Source organism: Rossellomorea sp. QJM3NY_18, from assembly GCF_056173145.1.
Window position 1 is genome coordinate 68374 of the sequence record NZ_CM149659.1, and the last position, 13586, is coordinate 81959.

Here is a 13586-nt window from a genome sequence, read left to right on the forward strand (position 1 = left end):
TAGATTATTTATAGAAAGAACCATAGGGGAGGAGCGTACACTTGAAAGGTATTTTAAAGCAGGTTCACCAAAGTGAAGAACTACAGTCCATCATCGCTGGAGTGGAGGAACGTCTGTCTGAACAACTTGTGGCAGGATTGTCCGGCTCATCCCGGACAGCTTATATAGCAGATGTATATTTACAAACGAATAAATCCACCGTAGTGGTGACGCATAATTTGTTTCAAGCCCAGAAAGTCTATGACGATCTCATTCAATTTTTGTCTGAGGACGAAGTATATTTATATTCTGCTAATGAGCTGATCGCAGCTGAACTAAGTGTGGCAAGCCCGGAGTTGAGGGCACAACGGATCGAAGTAATGAATAAGCTTTCCAATCATCAGCAGGGTGTCTATATTGTACCTGTTGCCGGACTGCGTAAAATCCTTCCACCTAAGTCGATGTGGTCAACGAATCAGATCCGTTTTCAAATGGGTGAAGATATCGACTTGGATGAAGTGTTAAATCAATTGGTGCAAATGGGCTATCAACGGACAGGGATGGTCAGCACACCTGGGGAATTCAGCCTTCGCGGGGGGATTGTCGACATTTTCCCATTAACAACACAGAATCCTATCAGGATCGAATTATTCGACACTGAAATTGATTCGATCCGCATCTTTTCGGTTGAAGACCAGCGTTCGATTGATAAACTTAATGAGATAGAAATTGGCCCTGCCACAGAGGTCTTATTGAAGTATGAAAATATGGAGAGGCTCATTCATGAAATCAACTCAGGTCTTTCCGCAAGCTTGAAGAAGATCAAATCGGCGGCCGTAAAGGAGAAGATGACAGAGTACATAAGTCATGAGGTAGGGCAGCTCGAAAACGGGCAGGTTCCTGAGCAAATCTTTAAGTACTTATCCCTCGCGTATGAAAAGCCTAGTAGTTTGCTAGATTATTTACCCGAGGACGGGGTCCTGTTCTTTGATGAGTTCAGTCGCGTCCAGGAAATGAGTGAATCCCTGGAAAAAGAGGAAGCAGAATGGTATACATCCCTGCTTCAGGAAGGACAGATCATTCACGACGTACAGGTGTCCCATACGTTTTCGTCGTTAGTCAGTAAGACGAAGCTGCCAAAGGTATATTTTTCATTGTTCCTGCGTCATATTCCGAATACCAGTCCACAAAATATCTTCAATGTGTCAACGAAGCCCATGCAGAATTTCCATGGGCAGATGAACGTATTGAAGGCAGAGTTGGACAGGTGGAAAAAAGGAAGATATACCGTTGTCTTGTTAGGACCGGATGAAGAGCGCGTTAAGAAGCTTCAAAGGGTGCTGGACGATTACAAAATTGAAATTGCCTATGTCGAAGATGGAGATAAGCTTCTGCCGGGAACGATCCAGATGATCAATGGAAGCCTGACAAGCGGGTTCGAGCTCCCCCTTCAGAAGCTTGCAGTTATTACGGAAGAAGAATTGTTCAATAAGAAAACCCAAAAGAAGCCGAGAAGACAGAAACTTTCAAACGCAGAGAGGATCAAAAGTTACTCTGAGCTGAAGGTCGGGGACCATGTGGTTCATGTGAATCACGGGATCGGTAAATTCCTTGGGATTGAAACATTGGAGATCAACGGGGTCCACAAAGACTATCTCCATGTGAAGTATCAAGGGAATGACAAACTTTATGTACCGGTCGATCAAATTGAATTAGTCCAGAAATATGTTGCATCCGAAAATAAGGATCCAAAGCTTTATAAACTGGGTGGAAGTGAATGGAAGAAGGTCAAGTCGAAGGTTCAATCTTCTGTTCAGGATATCGCTGATGACCTGATCAAGCTTTATGCTGAACGGGAAGCGGCAAAAGGTTACGCCTTTTCTCCAGATGGGGACATGCAGAGAGAATTTGAAATGGCTTTCCCTTATGAAGAAACGGATGATCAACTGCGTTCTGTCAGTGAAATCAAGCACGATATGGAAAGAGAACGTCCGATGGACCGATTATTATGTGGGGACGTAGGTTATGGAAAGACCGAGGTTGCGATCAGGGCCGCCTTCAAGGCGATTGCAGACGGAAAACAAGTGGCCATCCTCGTGCCTACCACCATCCTTGCCCAACAGCATTATGAAACAATCAAAGAGCGTTTTCAGGACTTTCCGGTGGAAATCGGTTTATTAAGCCGTTTCCGAACGAGAAAGCAGCAGCAGGAGACAACGAAGGGGCTCAAGAATGGAACGGTGGATATTGTAGTGGGAACCCACCGACTTCTCTCAAAAGACATTCAATACCGGGATATAGGACTCTTGATCATCGATGAAGAACAAAGGTTCGGTGTCACGCATAAAGAGAAGATCAAACAATTAAAAACCAATATTGACGTTCTGACCTTAACGGCCACACCGATACCCCGTACCCTTCATATGTCGATGCTCGGTGTAAGGGATTTATCGGTTATTGAAACACCGCCTGAAAATCGATTCCCGGTTCAGACCTACGTAATGGAGTACAACGGTGCTTTGATTAAAGAAGCGATTGAAAGAGAAATGGCAAGGAATGGCCAAGTGTATTTCCTCTATAATCGCGTAGAAGATATTGAAAGAAAAGCCGATGAGATCTCCATGCTAGTACCTGATGCCCGGATCGCCTACGCTCACGGTCAAATGAGCGAGAATGAGCTCGAAGCCGTCATATTAAGCTTCCTTGCAGGAGAATACGATGTGCTTGTCACTACGACGATCATTGAGACGGGTGTTGACATCCCGAACGTTAATACGTTGATTGTGTTTGATGCCGACCGGATGGGCTTATCCCAGCTTTATCAACTAAGGGGACGTGTCGGGCGTTCGAACCGGGTGGCCTATGCCTATTTCACCTATAGGAAAGATAAGGTCCTGACAGAAGTGGCTGAAAAACGATTGCAGTCGATCAAAGAATTCACAGAGCTTGGTTCAGGGTTCAAAATTGCCATGCGGGACTTGACGATCCGCGGAGCGGGTAACCTCCTCGGGGCGCAACAGCACGGATTCATCGATTCTGTCGGATTCGATCTGTACTCCCAGATGCTGAAAGAAGCCATCGAGGAACGGAAAGACGAGCTACCTAAGCGGCCTGAGTCGAGCTTCGAAGTGGATATTGAAATCGATGCCTATATTTCGGATGATTATATTAAAGATGGTCATCAAAAGATCGAAATGTATAAACGATTCCGATCTCTTTCTTCCCTTCCTGAAATAGAGGAGCTCGAAGAAGAGATCCTGGACCGGTTCGGGGAATATCCCGAAGAGGTGGGCTACTTATTCCTCATCTCTGAAATGAAGATCTATGCCAAGAATACAAAGCTCGAATCCATAAAGCAGGATAAGAAAATGGTGAATATCTTTATGTCACCGGAAGGAACGGCACACATCGACGGATCCAAAGTATTCAATCTTTGCAACAAACACGGCCGTGCAGTCGGACTTGGAATGGAAGGCTCGAAGCTTAAAATATCGATTAACACAACACGCTTGGAAGCGTCCAAATGGTTTAACATGGCCTATGACATCATCAAACACCTGGATGAAGCGGTAAAAATAGAAGAAAGCGTGTAATCATTTCATCATTTCGACACAAACCAGTGGCATTTCTTCCCTTCGTTATAATAATGTAACCAAAATGTAAACGCGTGGATTGTTTTACTTTACTATGATAAGGGTATTAGTATTTATGCAGCTGCCAACAATGGAAAAAGATACCTGTATTAGGATTTTAGTGAAATTAAAGAAAAAAAACTTGAATGTGTATAGAACTTCTAAGTTGTAAGATACTAAACTCAACAATGGTAAAGTATTCAACAAAGGTGGATGCATTGCCAAATAAAAATCATCTGATGAAAGTGAGGCAACTATAGATGAAAGCAACTGGTATTGTTCGTCGTATTGATGATTTAGGACGTGTCGTCATTCCGAAAGAAATTCGCAGGACATTAAGGATTCGCGAGGGAGATCCCCTGGAAATCTTCGTTGATCGTGACGGAGAAGTCATCTTAAAGAAATATTCCCCAATCAGTGAACTTGGTGACTTTGCTAAGGAATATGGCGAAGCATTGTACGACAGTTTGGGAAGTGCCGTGTTAATTTGTGATCGGGATGCTGTCATTGCCATCTCCGGCGCTTCGAAGAAAGAGTATTTAAATAAGAACGTCAGTGAGCTCGTCGAGAAGGTAATGGATGACCGTACGTCTCTATTACACACTCAACAGGGACAAGCTGAGCTTGTTGAAGGACATGGTGAGGAACTTGCTTCCTATACGATTGCTCCGATTGTCGCAAATGGAGATCCGATTGGTGCCGTTGCGATTTTCTCAAAGGAACGTACAGTAGGCGAAGTGGAACAAAAGGCAGTAGAAACGGCAGCTGGCTTTTTAGCAAGACAAATGGAGTCATAACCTAAAGGAGTGGCAAATAGCCGCTCTTCTTTTTTTTGCCGTCATTCACACTAGAGAAAACATACAGCCCTTTATGGTAAAATGACCAGTACATAAATGATTTTTTCTTCGGTCTGATCAGATTGAAGTAAGTGGTACAGAAAGGCAGGAAAACGGGTTGAGTAAGAAGTACTCCTCCACTCAATTCTTAAAAGGGGCCATGGTATTAACGATTGCGGCATTGGTAACAAAAGTATTAAGTGCTGTTTACCGGGTTCCTTTTCAGAATATTGTTGGAGATATCGGATTTTATATATATCAGCAGGTGTATCCGTTCTACGGGATTGCCATCGCCCTATCCACTTACGGATTCCCTGTCATCATTTCAAAGATGGTAGCAGAGAAATTAGGAGATGATGAAGAAGGCGCAAAGAGAGTGGCCGTCACCTCCTTTCTATTCCTTTGTCTCGTTGGTCTTTCCTGGTTTCTGCTCGTCTACTTCGGTGCAGGCGTGATCGCACGTTGGATGGGAGATCCCCTTTTAAAGCCGTTACTTCAAGTGATTTCTTTATCGTTCCTATTATTAGCTCCCCTCTCCGTCATCAGGGGGTATTATCAAGGGAAAGAAGATATGGTGCCAACGGCTGTTTCTCAAGTGACGGAACAAGCGATCAGGGTGGCGACAATCCTGATTTTTTCGAGCATTTTGGTAACCCAAGGGTACTCCTTATATATGACAGGGAAAGGAGCGCTGTTCGGGTCGATTACCGGTGGTCTGGGCGGACTTCTTGTTCTTCTTTCCTTCCTTACTGCGCGCAGGGAAAAGCTGTTTTCAAGGAAATACCTTTCCCTTCCTGCCGATTACGTACAGATCTGGTCCCGGTTATTCAAGAATGGAACAGCTATCTGTGTAAGTGCCATGTTGCTCGTCTTACTCCAATTCGTTGATTCATTAAATGTATACTCTCTTCTTCTGTCGTCAGGGATGGAAGCGGAAAGCGCAAAAACGTGGAAGGGGATTTATGACCGGGGACAACCCTTTGTCCAGCTCGGGACGGTAGTGGCTACATCCATCTCACTGACCATCGTTCCGTTGGTGACAAATGCCTATCTCAAAAGAAGAGAATCTTTAGTAAGGGAGTACAGTCAGCTGTCCCTTAAGATCAGCATAACCACCGGATTCGCTGCTACACTGGGAATCATCAATATCATGGTGCCGACCAATACGATGCTCTTTGAAAATGCCCTCGGTTCCGGGATTATCGCTGTCTTCTGTCTATCGATATTCTTCAGCTGCCTTATTTTGACGTTTGCAGGCATTTTTCAGGGAATCGGGAGGATTTATTACCCGGCATTCTGTATAGTAATGGGGATTTTAGTGAAATACCTGGGAAATGCCTGTCTCATCCCCATGATGGGAGTCATGGGAGCATCCATCTCGACTGTTGGCGCTTTAAGTATGATTGCCATTATGATGGTGATAAAGTTGAGAGAACTGTTTCCAATCCGTTTTTTCACTTACTCATTTTATAAAACATTGCTCTTGAGCGGAGCGGCCATGACAATTGGATTACAGGGGCTGTTGTGGATATATGATACACTTCTGGATAATGGAATGCCCGGTCGTCCGCTTTCCGTTCTTTTTTCACTGGGAGGCGTTTGTATCGGTGGCATTATTTTTTTGATCGTGTTTTTAAGAGGGAATGTCCTCTCAAGAGAAGACATCAGCTTCTTGCCTTTTGGCAGTAAATGGGTGTGGTTGATGAATAAAGTTCAACCGAATAATAAGTAGCGAGGAGATTAACATGAATACGATAACGATAGTCGGGTTAGGCGCAGGAGATATGGAACAGCTGCCATTGGGAGTATATAGAAGAATTAAAAACAGCTCACACCTTTACTTAAGGACGGATCAGCATCCCGTCGTAAAGGATTTAGCATTAGAAGGAATCACGTATTATTCCTTCGATGCTGTCTACGAAAAATATGATCAGTTCAATCTCGTATATGAAGAGATTGTTCAAGAACTGATCACAGCATCAGAGCAACATTCCCTTGTCTATGCCGTGCCGGGCCACCCGTTGGTCGCTGAACAAGCTGTCCAAATGCTGTTGGATCTTCATAAAGAAGGGAAGATTCACGTCGAAATCGGTGGGGGACAGAGCTTTATCGACGCTTTATTTGCTTCTGTAGGAGCGGATCCGATTGATGGGTTCCAGCTCCTCGATGGTACCAGCTTAAAACTTCATGATATCCACATGAACCAGCAGCTCATCATCGGGCAGGTGTACGATGCCTTCATTGCTTCTGAAGTGAAGCTCACTCTGATGGAGCTTTATCCATATGATTATGAGGTCTCACTTGTAACGGCTGCCGGAAGCGGGGAAGAAAAGGTGGAGCGGATCCCGCTGGTGGAGCTTGACCGGGTTGCCGGTTTGAGTAATTTGACAAGCCTCTATGTGCCGGCTGTGAACGAAATGGAATCTTCCTTTAAGCAATATGCGACATTAAGGGAAATCATCTCGACGCTTCGGGGACCGAATGGCTGCCCATGGGACAAAGAACAAACCCACCACTCACTCAAGAAATATCTTCTTGAAGAAACATATGAGTTACTGGAAGCCATAGAGGAAGAAGATATTGATCATATGATCGAAGAGCTGGGGGATGTCCTCCTTCAAATCATGCTCCATGCGCAAATAGGCGAGGATGAGGGCATGTTCACAATGGAGGAAGTAATTGAAGGACTTGCCTCCAAGATGGTCCGAAGACACCCTCATGTATTTGGAACCGTTCAAGTGGAGAACTCGGAACAGGTGAAAGCGAACTGGGAGGAGATCAAAAGCCGTGAAAAGCAGGTTGGAACTGAACCGATGCTCAAGAACGTGGCTAAAGGGATGCCTGCTCTCATGAAGGCATATGAATACCAGAAAAAAGCCGCGAAATCGGGCTTTGATTGGTCAGACCCTCAAGGGGCATGGGAAAAAGTATGGGAAGAATTAAAGGAATTTGAAAGAGAAGTCGAGAATAATAATGAACACGACATGAAAAAAGAATTTGGAGATGTGTTATTCGCTCTTATCAATGTGGCCAGGTTTTATAAGATTTTCCCTGAGGAAGCATTAGCCATGACGAATACGAAATTTTACCGCCGGTTTTCCTATGTGGAAGAGCAAGTAATCAAATCGGGTAAGAGTTTTGAGGAGTTTTCATTGGAAGAGTTAGACCGGTTTTGGAACGAAGCGAAAAAGATGAATATTGAATAAGGGGAAATGTACAATGGTATCCATGAGATTAGATAAATTCTTAAAAGTATCCAGGCTCATTAAAAGAAGAACACTGGCGAAAGAGATTGCCGACCAGGGACGTATCACCGTGAACGGACAGCAGGCCAAAGCAAGCTCCAATGTAAAAGTCGGGGATGAATTAAGCGTAAGGTTTGGCCAGAGAATTATGAGGGTAAAGATTGAAAGGCTTCTTGAAACAACGAAAAAAGAAGAAGCGAGCGGGCTGTATTCTGTCCTTTCAGAGGAGAGGGTCGGGGATACGGAGTAAAGGGATACATAGCATTTGGTCTGTTTTTTGGTTCTATTTTTCCCCTATACACATAAACATAGTTACAAAGCTTGTACTATGGGAATGTGAGGGATGGATATGAATCAGTATGATGGAAACAAAGATAAAACGACCTTTCAAGAACATGACGTGATGATGAGGGGCCGCAAACTGCTCGATATTACAGGAGTGAAGCAAGTGGAAAGCTTCGATAACGAAGAGTTTCTTCTTGAAACCGTCATGGGATTCCTCTCTGTCAGGGGCCAGAATCTTCAAATGAAAAATCTGGATGTGGATAAAGGCATCGTCTCTATAAAAGGAAAGGTGTTCGATCTCGTTTACCTGGATGAACAAAATGGGGAGAAGGCTAAAGGCTTCTTTAGCAAGCTGTTTCGATGACCCTCTCGACCCAGTTCTATACCATGCTCTCCATGATCGGCATGGGGGCACTATTTGGTATGACGTTGGACACGTATTCCCGGTTTTTACACCGGTCCGAGAGAAAACGGTGGCTTGTATTCATCAATGACATCCTGTTTTGGGTTTTGCAGGCACTGGCGATTTTTTATATTTTATTCGTCGTGAATTTCGGTGAGATCCGATTTTATATTTTCATTGCATTGTTATGCGGTTTTGCTGCATACCAGGCGTTGATCAAGCAACATTATTTAGCGTTTCTTGAAAGGCTGATTCTGTTTTTTATCTCCCTGTTTAATTTCGGGGTGAAAATGGTGAAGAAATTGATTTATTCACCGATAAAATGGATGATTGTGCTTCTGGTCACGATTGTATTATCTATAGGAAAAGGGCTCTTATCCGTCATAATATTCCTTTTAAAGGTGATCATGAAAGTGATGCAATGGGCGATTAAGCTCGTAATCACACCGATATGGTGGATATTGAAGGGTATTTGGAATTTATTGCCGAAAAATCTTACAAAAAGAGTCGAGAAGTTATATAATAAAGTGGCAGGAATTTTTAAAGTGTACATCAAAAAAGTATATAGAGTGGTAGAAAAGTTCAAAAAGACACCTAAAGATAAAGAATAGGGCTTAAGGCTTTGCCACTCCATATTGTAAAGGAGGTTTGGGAATGAGAAAAAACGTGACACCAATGGAAAATGAATATGTCCGTCATCAGGAGCATATGCATAAATCTTCTTCTAAGAGAAAAAAGCGTTTGGTCCGTCGATTAGCAGTTTTCTTTGTTTTAATGTTGGCAATTAGTGGATTTTTAATCTCGACCCTCATTTCCAGAGCCCAGGTTTTAGAAGATAAACAAACGGAAAAAGCACAATTGGAAAAAAAGTTAGAAGACCTGAAAGATAAGCAATCAGCCTTGGAAGAAGAGATTGTGAAGCTTAACGATGATGAATATATAGCCAAACTGGCGCGCCGGGATTACTTTTTATCAGATGAAGGTGAGATTATTTTCAACATACCTGAGCCAGATAAAGAGAAAGAAGAAGAGGTGTCTTATTGACACTCTTTTTTTTAATTGGCTATAATATATAGTAAGGTTTATCTTTTATAATTTTAAGGAGGAGCATTTCTTTTATGTCAATCGAAGTAGGCAGCAAGTTACAGGGTAAGGTAACAGGTATTACAAATTTTGGAGCGTTCGTGGAATTATCGGAAGGTTCAACAGGTTTAGTTCACATTAGTGAAGTTGCAGACAACTATGTTAAGGATATTAACGAACACCTTAAAGTCGGCGACGAAGTAACGGTTAAAGTTATTAATGTTGAGAAAGATGGAAAAATCGGTTTATCCATCCGTAAAGCGAAAGATCAACCACAACGCCCGCAGCGCCCTCAGCGTCCTCAGCGCCCGCGTAGTAATAATAAACCGACCGACACTCGCACCAAAGAGAGTTTCGAACAAAAGATGGCACGTTTCTTGAAAGACAGTGAAGATCGTTTATCATCTTTAAAGAAAAATACTGAGTCTCGTCGTGGTGGAAAAGGGGCGAAAAAAGGTTAACTTGCTGTCTATTAACCCAAATAGCAGGTTGTGAACGGAAAACAGGCATACCCATTTTGATGGGTATGCCTGTTTTTTTATATATTTGATAGTCATCATTACACAGGAAAATCCCCTGCTCCTATCGAATAGTTAGAGATAAATAACTTGAGTGGGGGCGAAAATGGATGAAATACGATCAGATTATCGATCATTATGAGTCATTTAAGATGTGGTTGGAGGAATTGAAGCTGCTCAGTGAGTATGAATGGTTCAAGCCCATGGAGGAAAATAAATGGTCGATCGCTGCCAATATAGCCCACATTATTAAATGGGATCAATATTCTTTACAGGAGATTCTCCCTCATGTTGCAGAAGGAGCAGAACTCCCACCCTTTCCTGCTTTTCAGAAATTTAATGGAGAAGCGGAAGAATATGCCCATCGCGTAGTGAACCAGGGAGATTTGATCGAAGAAGGGATCAGAACAAGGGATCTGATGATCACATATGTAAAAAACGTATCGGACGATGATTTCGGGCAATCGTTTAAAGTAGGGGATCAAAGCTTCAGCCTAGAAGAGTTTTTCGAAGACTTTATCGGTCACGATAAGCACCATCAAGAGCAGATCGAAGAAATGGTATCCGCCGAAAAGGTTTGACGGGAAAATAGAATAAACAAAAAAGACTATCATCATGATAGTCTTTTTTCTATGACCCGTACGGGATTCGAACCCGTGTTACCGCCGTGAAAGGGCGGTGTCTTAACCGCTTGACCAACGGGCCGGAACAATATGGTAGCGGCGGAGGGGATCGAACCCCCGACCTCACGGGTATGAACCGTACGCTCTAGCCAGCTGAGCTACACCGCCATATGGATATGCACCTTTTTGGCACAAAAACTATGATACCTAGAAAGAATTATCTTGTCAATATACAATCATAAAGAAATTGTCAAAATTCCCTTAAGCATGGTTACATAAGCATTTGAAAAGAAAAGATCCTATCTTGTAAGGAGAGTAAACTTGAATATTCTGAATATTTTACCGGAAACCATAGAAAGACGTCGAAACATTCTTGGAATGCATTCCCTCATTTTGACAAAGTTTTGAGCTTGTACCCTTTATACTGAACAAAAAAGAAATGGGGAGTGTTTCATACATGGGGAAAGTCGATCAGTCGATCATCGAACCTGTTCAGAACGTAGACATTGAACACACTAGGGTGGAACTGTCCAAGGGGATCCGGTCCATTTATTCAAAGCTTGAGTGGTTATTCGTAGAAAAGGGGGTTGCTCTATTCGTCATCGGGTTTCTCCTCGGTAGAGCTTTAATCCTTTCACATCTGTCACCTTTTGCTCTGCCGTTCTTTGCGTCGGTTTATATTATAAGGAGAGAGAAGTCGCCGATCGCACTCATCGGATTGCTGGCAGGAGCGCTCACCTTATCCATTCCTAGTATCAGTTATACGTTTGTCAGTGCGGTATTATTCCTGTTAACGTATCGATTATCGCAGAAATATCACAAGAATAATGTGAGGGCTGTCGCCTTCTATGTGTTCTTTACGGTGATGGCTGCAAAGCTTGGGTTCGATTATATCCAACAGGGACAGGACTTGACGATTTATAACGGTGTCATGGCGGTAATTGAAGCAAGCCTTGCGTTTCTCTTAACCTATATCTTCATCCAGAGCGTCCCCCTTGTAACGGTTCAGCGCAGAAGGAAATCACTGAAAACAGAAGAAGTGGTGAGTTTGATCATCCTCCTGGCCTCGATCATGACGGGAACGATCGGATGGTCAGTATACAATCTGTCTGTAGAACATGTGTTATCGAGATACCTGGTACTGCTGTTCTCCTTTATTGCAGGGGCCACAGTGGGCTCGACGGTAGGGGTCGTGACCGGCCTCGTCTTCAGTTTAGCCAACGTTTCAAGCTTTTATCAAATGAGCTTGCTTGCTTTTTCCGGACTTCTGGGCGGACTCATGAAAGAAGGGAAGAAATTCGGAGCGGCAATCGGTTTGTTAATCGCTACATTACTAATGGGCATGTACGGAGATACGGATACAGTCATTACGAAAACCCTTTATGAATCGGGGGTAGCGATATTACTTCTATTTCTCACTCCTCAAAGTTTAACGTCTAAAATTGCGAGGCATATACCTGGTACAGCTGAATATCAGCAGGACCAACAAGGGTATATGCGCCGGGTGAGGGATGTGACCGCCCACCGGGTCACCCAATTCTCGTCAGTGTTTCAGGCTCTTTCGAACAGCTTTCAACAAATAGAAGACCGGTTTGAAGAGGAGGAGGATAAAGAATTTGACTATTTTCTCAGCAATGTCACTGAGAAGACGTGTCAAACCTGCTTTAAGAAGGATCAGTGCTGGGCGCGGAATTTTGATAAAACCTATAATCTCATGAAAGATGTGATGACTGAGTACGATCAGGGAAGAGTCCCCCTTTCCCCGAGACTTGCAAGAGAAGTAGAGAAGCATTGTACGAGAGAGAAGAAATTGAAGGATACGATCTATCAGGAGCTCACTTTCTATCAGGCCAATCTAAAATTGAAGAAACAGGTACAGGAAAGCAGGAAGCTTGTGGCTGACCAGCTGCTTGGTGTATCTGAAGTCATGGGGAATTTCGCGAAAGAAATCCAGAGAGAAAGGGAGAATCATCATATTCAGGAAGAGCAGATCCTGGCAAGTATCGGAGAGTTCGGGATCGAGATCGAAAACATAGAAATCTATAATCTGGAGCAAGGGAATGTCGATATCGACATGACCATGCCTTATTGCGGAGGTCACGGACAGGGGGAAAAGCTCATCGCACCCATGTTATCCGATATTCTAGGTGAAAACATCGTCGTACAAAAGGAGGAGTGCGCTCAATTTCCAAATGGTCAGTGTCACGTAACCTTCCAATCTGCCAAGAAATTTGTCGTCGATACAGGGGCATCCCATGCGGCAAAAGGGGGCGGACTGATTTCAGGAGACAGTTACTCCATGATTGAATTGGGAAGGGGGAAGTATGCCGTTGCGATCAGTGACGGGATGGGGAACGGTGAACGGGCCCATTACGAAAGCAATGAAACACTGAGGCTATTGAAAAAGATCCTGGAGTCAGGGATCGAAGAACAGGTGGCGATCAAGTCCATTAATTCGATTCTCTCCCTCAGAACAAATGATGAAATTTTCTCCACGCTGGATTTAGCTATGATCGATCTTCAGAATGCGTCTTCGAGGTTCTTAAAAATAGGTTCGACCCCAAGCTTCATTAAGCGGGGGGATAAGATCCTCAAGGTGGAAGCCAGTAACTTGCCGATGGGGATGCTTCAGCAGGACTTTGATGTCGATGTCGTCTCGGAACAGCTGAAAGCAGGAGATCTTCTTATCATGATGAGTGACGGTGCCTTTGAGGGGCCGAAGCATGTAGAAAATTATGACCAGTGGATGAAGCGTAAGATAAAGGAACTCGAAACCGATGATCCACAGGAAGTGGCAGACATATTAATGGAGGAGGTCATCCGGTCGAGCTCCGGTTTAATAGAGGATGATATGACGATTGTGGTATCGAAAATCAAACATAATATACCGAAGTGGTCATCCATCCCCATGCAAAAATCAAAGACGAAAGATAAAATTTCCTAGGGTCCGCACCCTTTAAAATAGTTAACTAGAGTATAAAT

11 protein-coding genes and 2 tRNA genes are annotated in these 13586 nt (G+C 43.6%); 11 read left to right on the forward strand and 2 right to left on the reverse strand.

Annotated features, from left to right (window positions below):
• Nucleotides 1-41: 41 nt before the first annotated feature.
• The 10 genes from mfd to AC0VXY_RS00400 all read left to right on the forward strand — a co-directional run bounded on the left by mfd (nt 42) and on the right by AC0VXY_RS00400 (nt 10562).
• On the forward strand, nt 42-3572 hold the full coding sequence (gene mfd, locus AC0VXY_RS00355; protein ID WP_475526589.1) for a transcription-repair coupling factor: 3531 nt from the start codon (nt 42-44) through the stop codon (nt 3570-3572).
• A 299-nt stretch (nt 3573-3871) separates the two neighbouring features.
• A complete protein-coding gene (gene spoVT, locus AC0VXY_RS00360; RefSeq protein ID WP_435994295.1) occupies nt 3872-4408 on the forward strand; it encodes a stage V sporulation protein T in 537 nt (178 codons plus the stop codon).
• A 157-nt stretch (nt 4409-4565) separates the two neighbouring features.
• Nucleotides 4566-6179 carry a putative polysaccharide biosynthesis protein gene (locus AC0VXY_RS00365; protein ID WP_475526590.1) on the forward strand — a complete coding sequence of 538 codons (1614 nt, stop codon included), beginning with the start codon at nt 4566-4568 and terminating at the stop codon, nt 6177-6179.
• Nucleotides 6180-6192: 13 nt separating this feature from the next.
• Nucleotides 6193-7653 carry a bifunctional methyltransferase/pyrophosphohydrolase YabN gene (gene yabN, locus AC0VXY_RS00370; RefSeq protein WP_475526591.1) on the forward strand — a complete coding sequence of 487 codons (1461 nt, stop codon included), beginning with the start codon at nt 6193-6195 and terminating at the stop codon, nt 7651-7653.
• Nucleotides 7654-7675: 22 nt separating this feature from the next.
• Nucleotides 7676-7942 carry an RNA-binding S4 domain-containing protein gene (locus tag AC0VXY_RS00375; protein ID WP_435994694.1) on the forward strand — a complete coding sequence of 89 codons (267 nt, stop codon included), beginning with the start codon at nt 7676-7678 and terminating at the stop codon, nt 7940-7942.
• A 99-nt stretch (nt 7943-8041) separates the two neighbouring features.
• Nucleotides 8042-8341: a sporulation protein YabP gene (yabP, locus tag AC0VXY_RS00380; protein WP_060674270.1), complete on the forward strand. Its 300-nt coding sequence runs from the start codon at nt 8042-8044 to the stop codon at nt 8339-8341.
• Nucleotides 8338-8991 carry a spore cortex biosynthesis protein YabQ gene (gene yabQ, locus AC0VXY_RS00385; RefSeq protein WP_435994289.1) on the forward strand — a complete coding sequence of 218 codons (654 nt, stop codon included), beginning with the start codon at nt 8338-8340 and terminating at the stop codon, nt 8989-8991. The genes yabP and yabQ overlap by 4 nt, the downstream gene beginning before the upstream one ends.
• A gap of 43 nt (nt 8992-9034) precedes the next feature.
• Complete coding sequence (locus AC0VXY_RS00390) at nt 9035-9424, forward strand: FtsB family cell division protein (RefSeq protein WP_435994287.1); 390 nt, start codon at nt 9035-9037, stop codon at nt 9422-9424.
• Nucleotides 9425-9498: 74 nt separating this feature from the next.
• Complete coding sequence (locus AC0VXY_RS00395; protein WP_435994285.1) at nt 9499-9924, forward strand: S1 domain-containing RNA-binding protein; 426 nt, start codon at nt 9499-9501, stop codon at nt 9922-9924.
• 167 nt (nt 9925-10091) lie between these two features.
• Nucleotides 10092-10562 carry a DinB family protein gene (locus AC0VXY_RS00400; RefSeq protein ID WP_475526592.1) on the forward strand — a complete coding sequence of 157 codons (471 nt, stop codon included), beginning with the start codon at nt 10092-10094 and terminating at the stop codon, nt 10560-10562.
• A gap of 52 nt (nt 10563-10614) precedes the next feature.
• Here AC0VXY_RS00400 and AC0VXY_RS00405 read toward each other — a convergent pair.
• Both AC0VXY_RS00405 and AC0VXY_RS00410 read right to left on the reverse strand, forming a co-directional pair.
• A tRNA-Glu gene (locus tag AC0VXY_RS00405) sits at nt 10615-10686 on the reverse strand.
• A gap of 9 nt (nt 10687-10695) precedes the next feature.
• A tRNA-Met gene (locus tag AC0VXY_RS00410) sits at nt 10696-10772 on the reverse strand.
• 289 nt (nt 10773-11061) lie between these two features.
• Between AC0VXY_RS00410 and spoIIE the strand changes: the two genes are divergently transcribed.
• Nucleotides 11062-13548 carry a stage II sporulation protein E gene (spoIIE, locus tag AC0VXY_RS00415; protein ID WP_435994283.1) on the forward strand — a complete coding sequence of 829 codons (2487 nt, stop codon included), beginning with the start codon at nt 11062-11064 and terminating at the stop codon, nt 13546-13548.
• The last annotated feature ends 38 nt before the right edge of the window (nt 13549-13586 follow it).

What these genes read in the sequence shown, in the direction of transcription:
- spoVT (WP_435994295.1), top strand. Translation starts at nt 3,872, where the DNA reads ATGAAAGCAACTGGTATTGTTCGTCGTATTGATGATTTAGGACGTGTC.
- yabN (WP_475526591.1), top strand. Translation starts at nt 6,193, where the DNA reads ATGAATACGATAACGATAGTCGGGTTAGGCGCAGGAGATATGGAACAG.
- AC0VXY_RS00375 (WP_435994694.1), top strand. Translation starts at nt 7,676, where the DNA reads ATGAGATTAGATAAATTCTTAAAAGTATCCAGGCTCATTAAAAGAAGA.
- yabP (WP_060674270.1), top strand. Translation starts at nt 8,042, where the DNA reads ATGAATCAGTATGATGGAAACAAAGATAAAACGACCTTTCAAGAACAT.
- yabQ (WP_435994289.1), top strand. Translation starts at nt 8,338, where the DNA reads ATGACCCTCTCGACCCAGTTCTATACCATGCTCTCCATGATCGGCATG.
- AC0VXY_RS00390 (WP_435994287.1), top strand. Translation starts at nt 9,035, where the DNA reads ATGAGAAAAAACGTGACACCAATGGAAAATGAATATGTCCGTCATCAG.
- AC0VXY_RS00395 (WP_435994285.1), top strand. Translation starts at nt 9,499, where the DNA reads ATGTCAATCGAAGTAGGCAGCAAGTTACAGGGTAAGGTAACAGGTATT.
- AC0VXY_RS00400 (WP_475526592.1), top strand. Translation starts at nt 10,092, where the DNA reads ATGAAATACGATCAGATTATCGATCATTATGAGTCATTTAAGATGTGG.
- spoIIE (WP_435994283.1), top strand. Translation starts at nt 11,062, where the DNA reads ATGGGGAAAGTCGATCAGTCGATCATCGAACCTGTTCAGAACGTAGAC.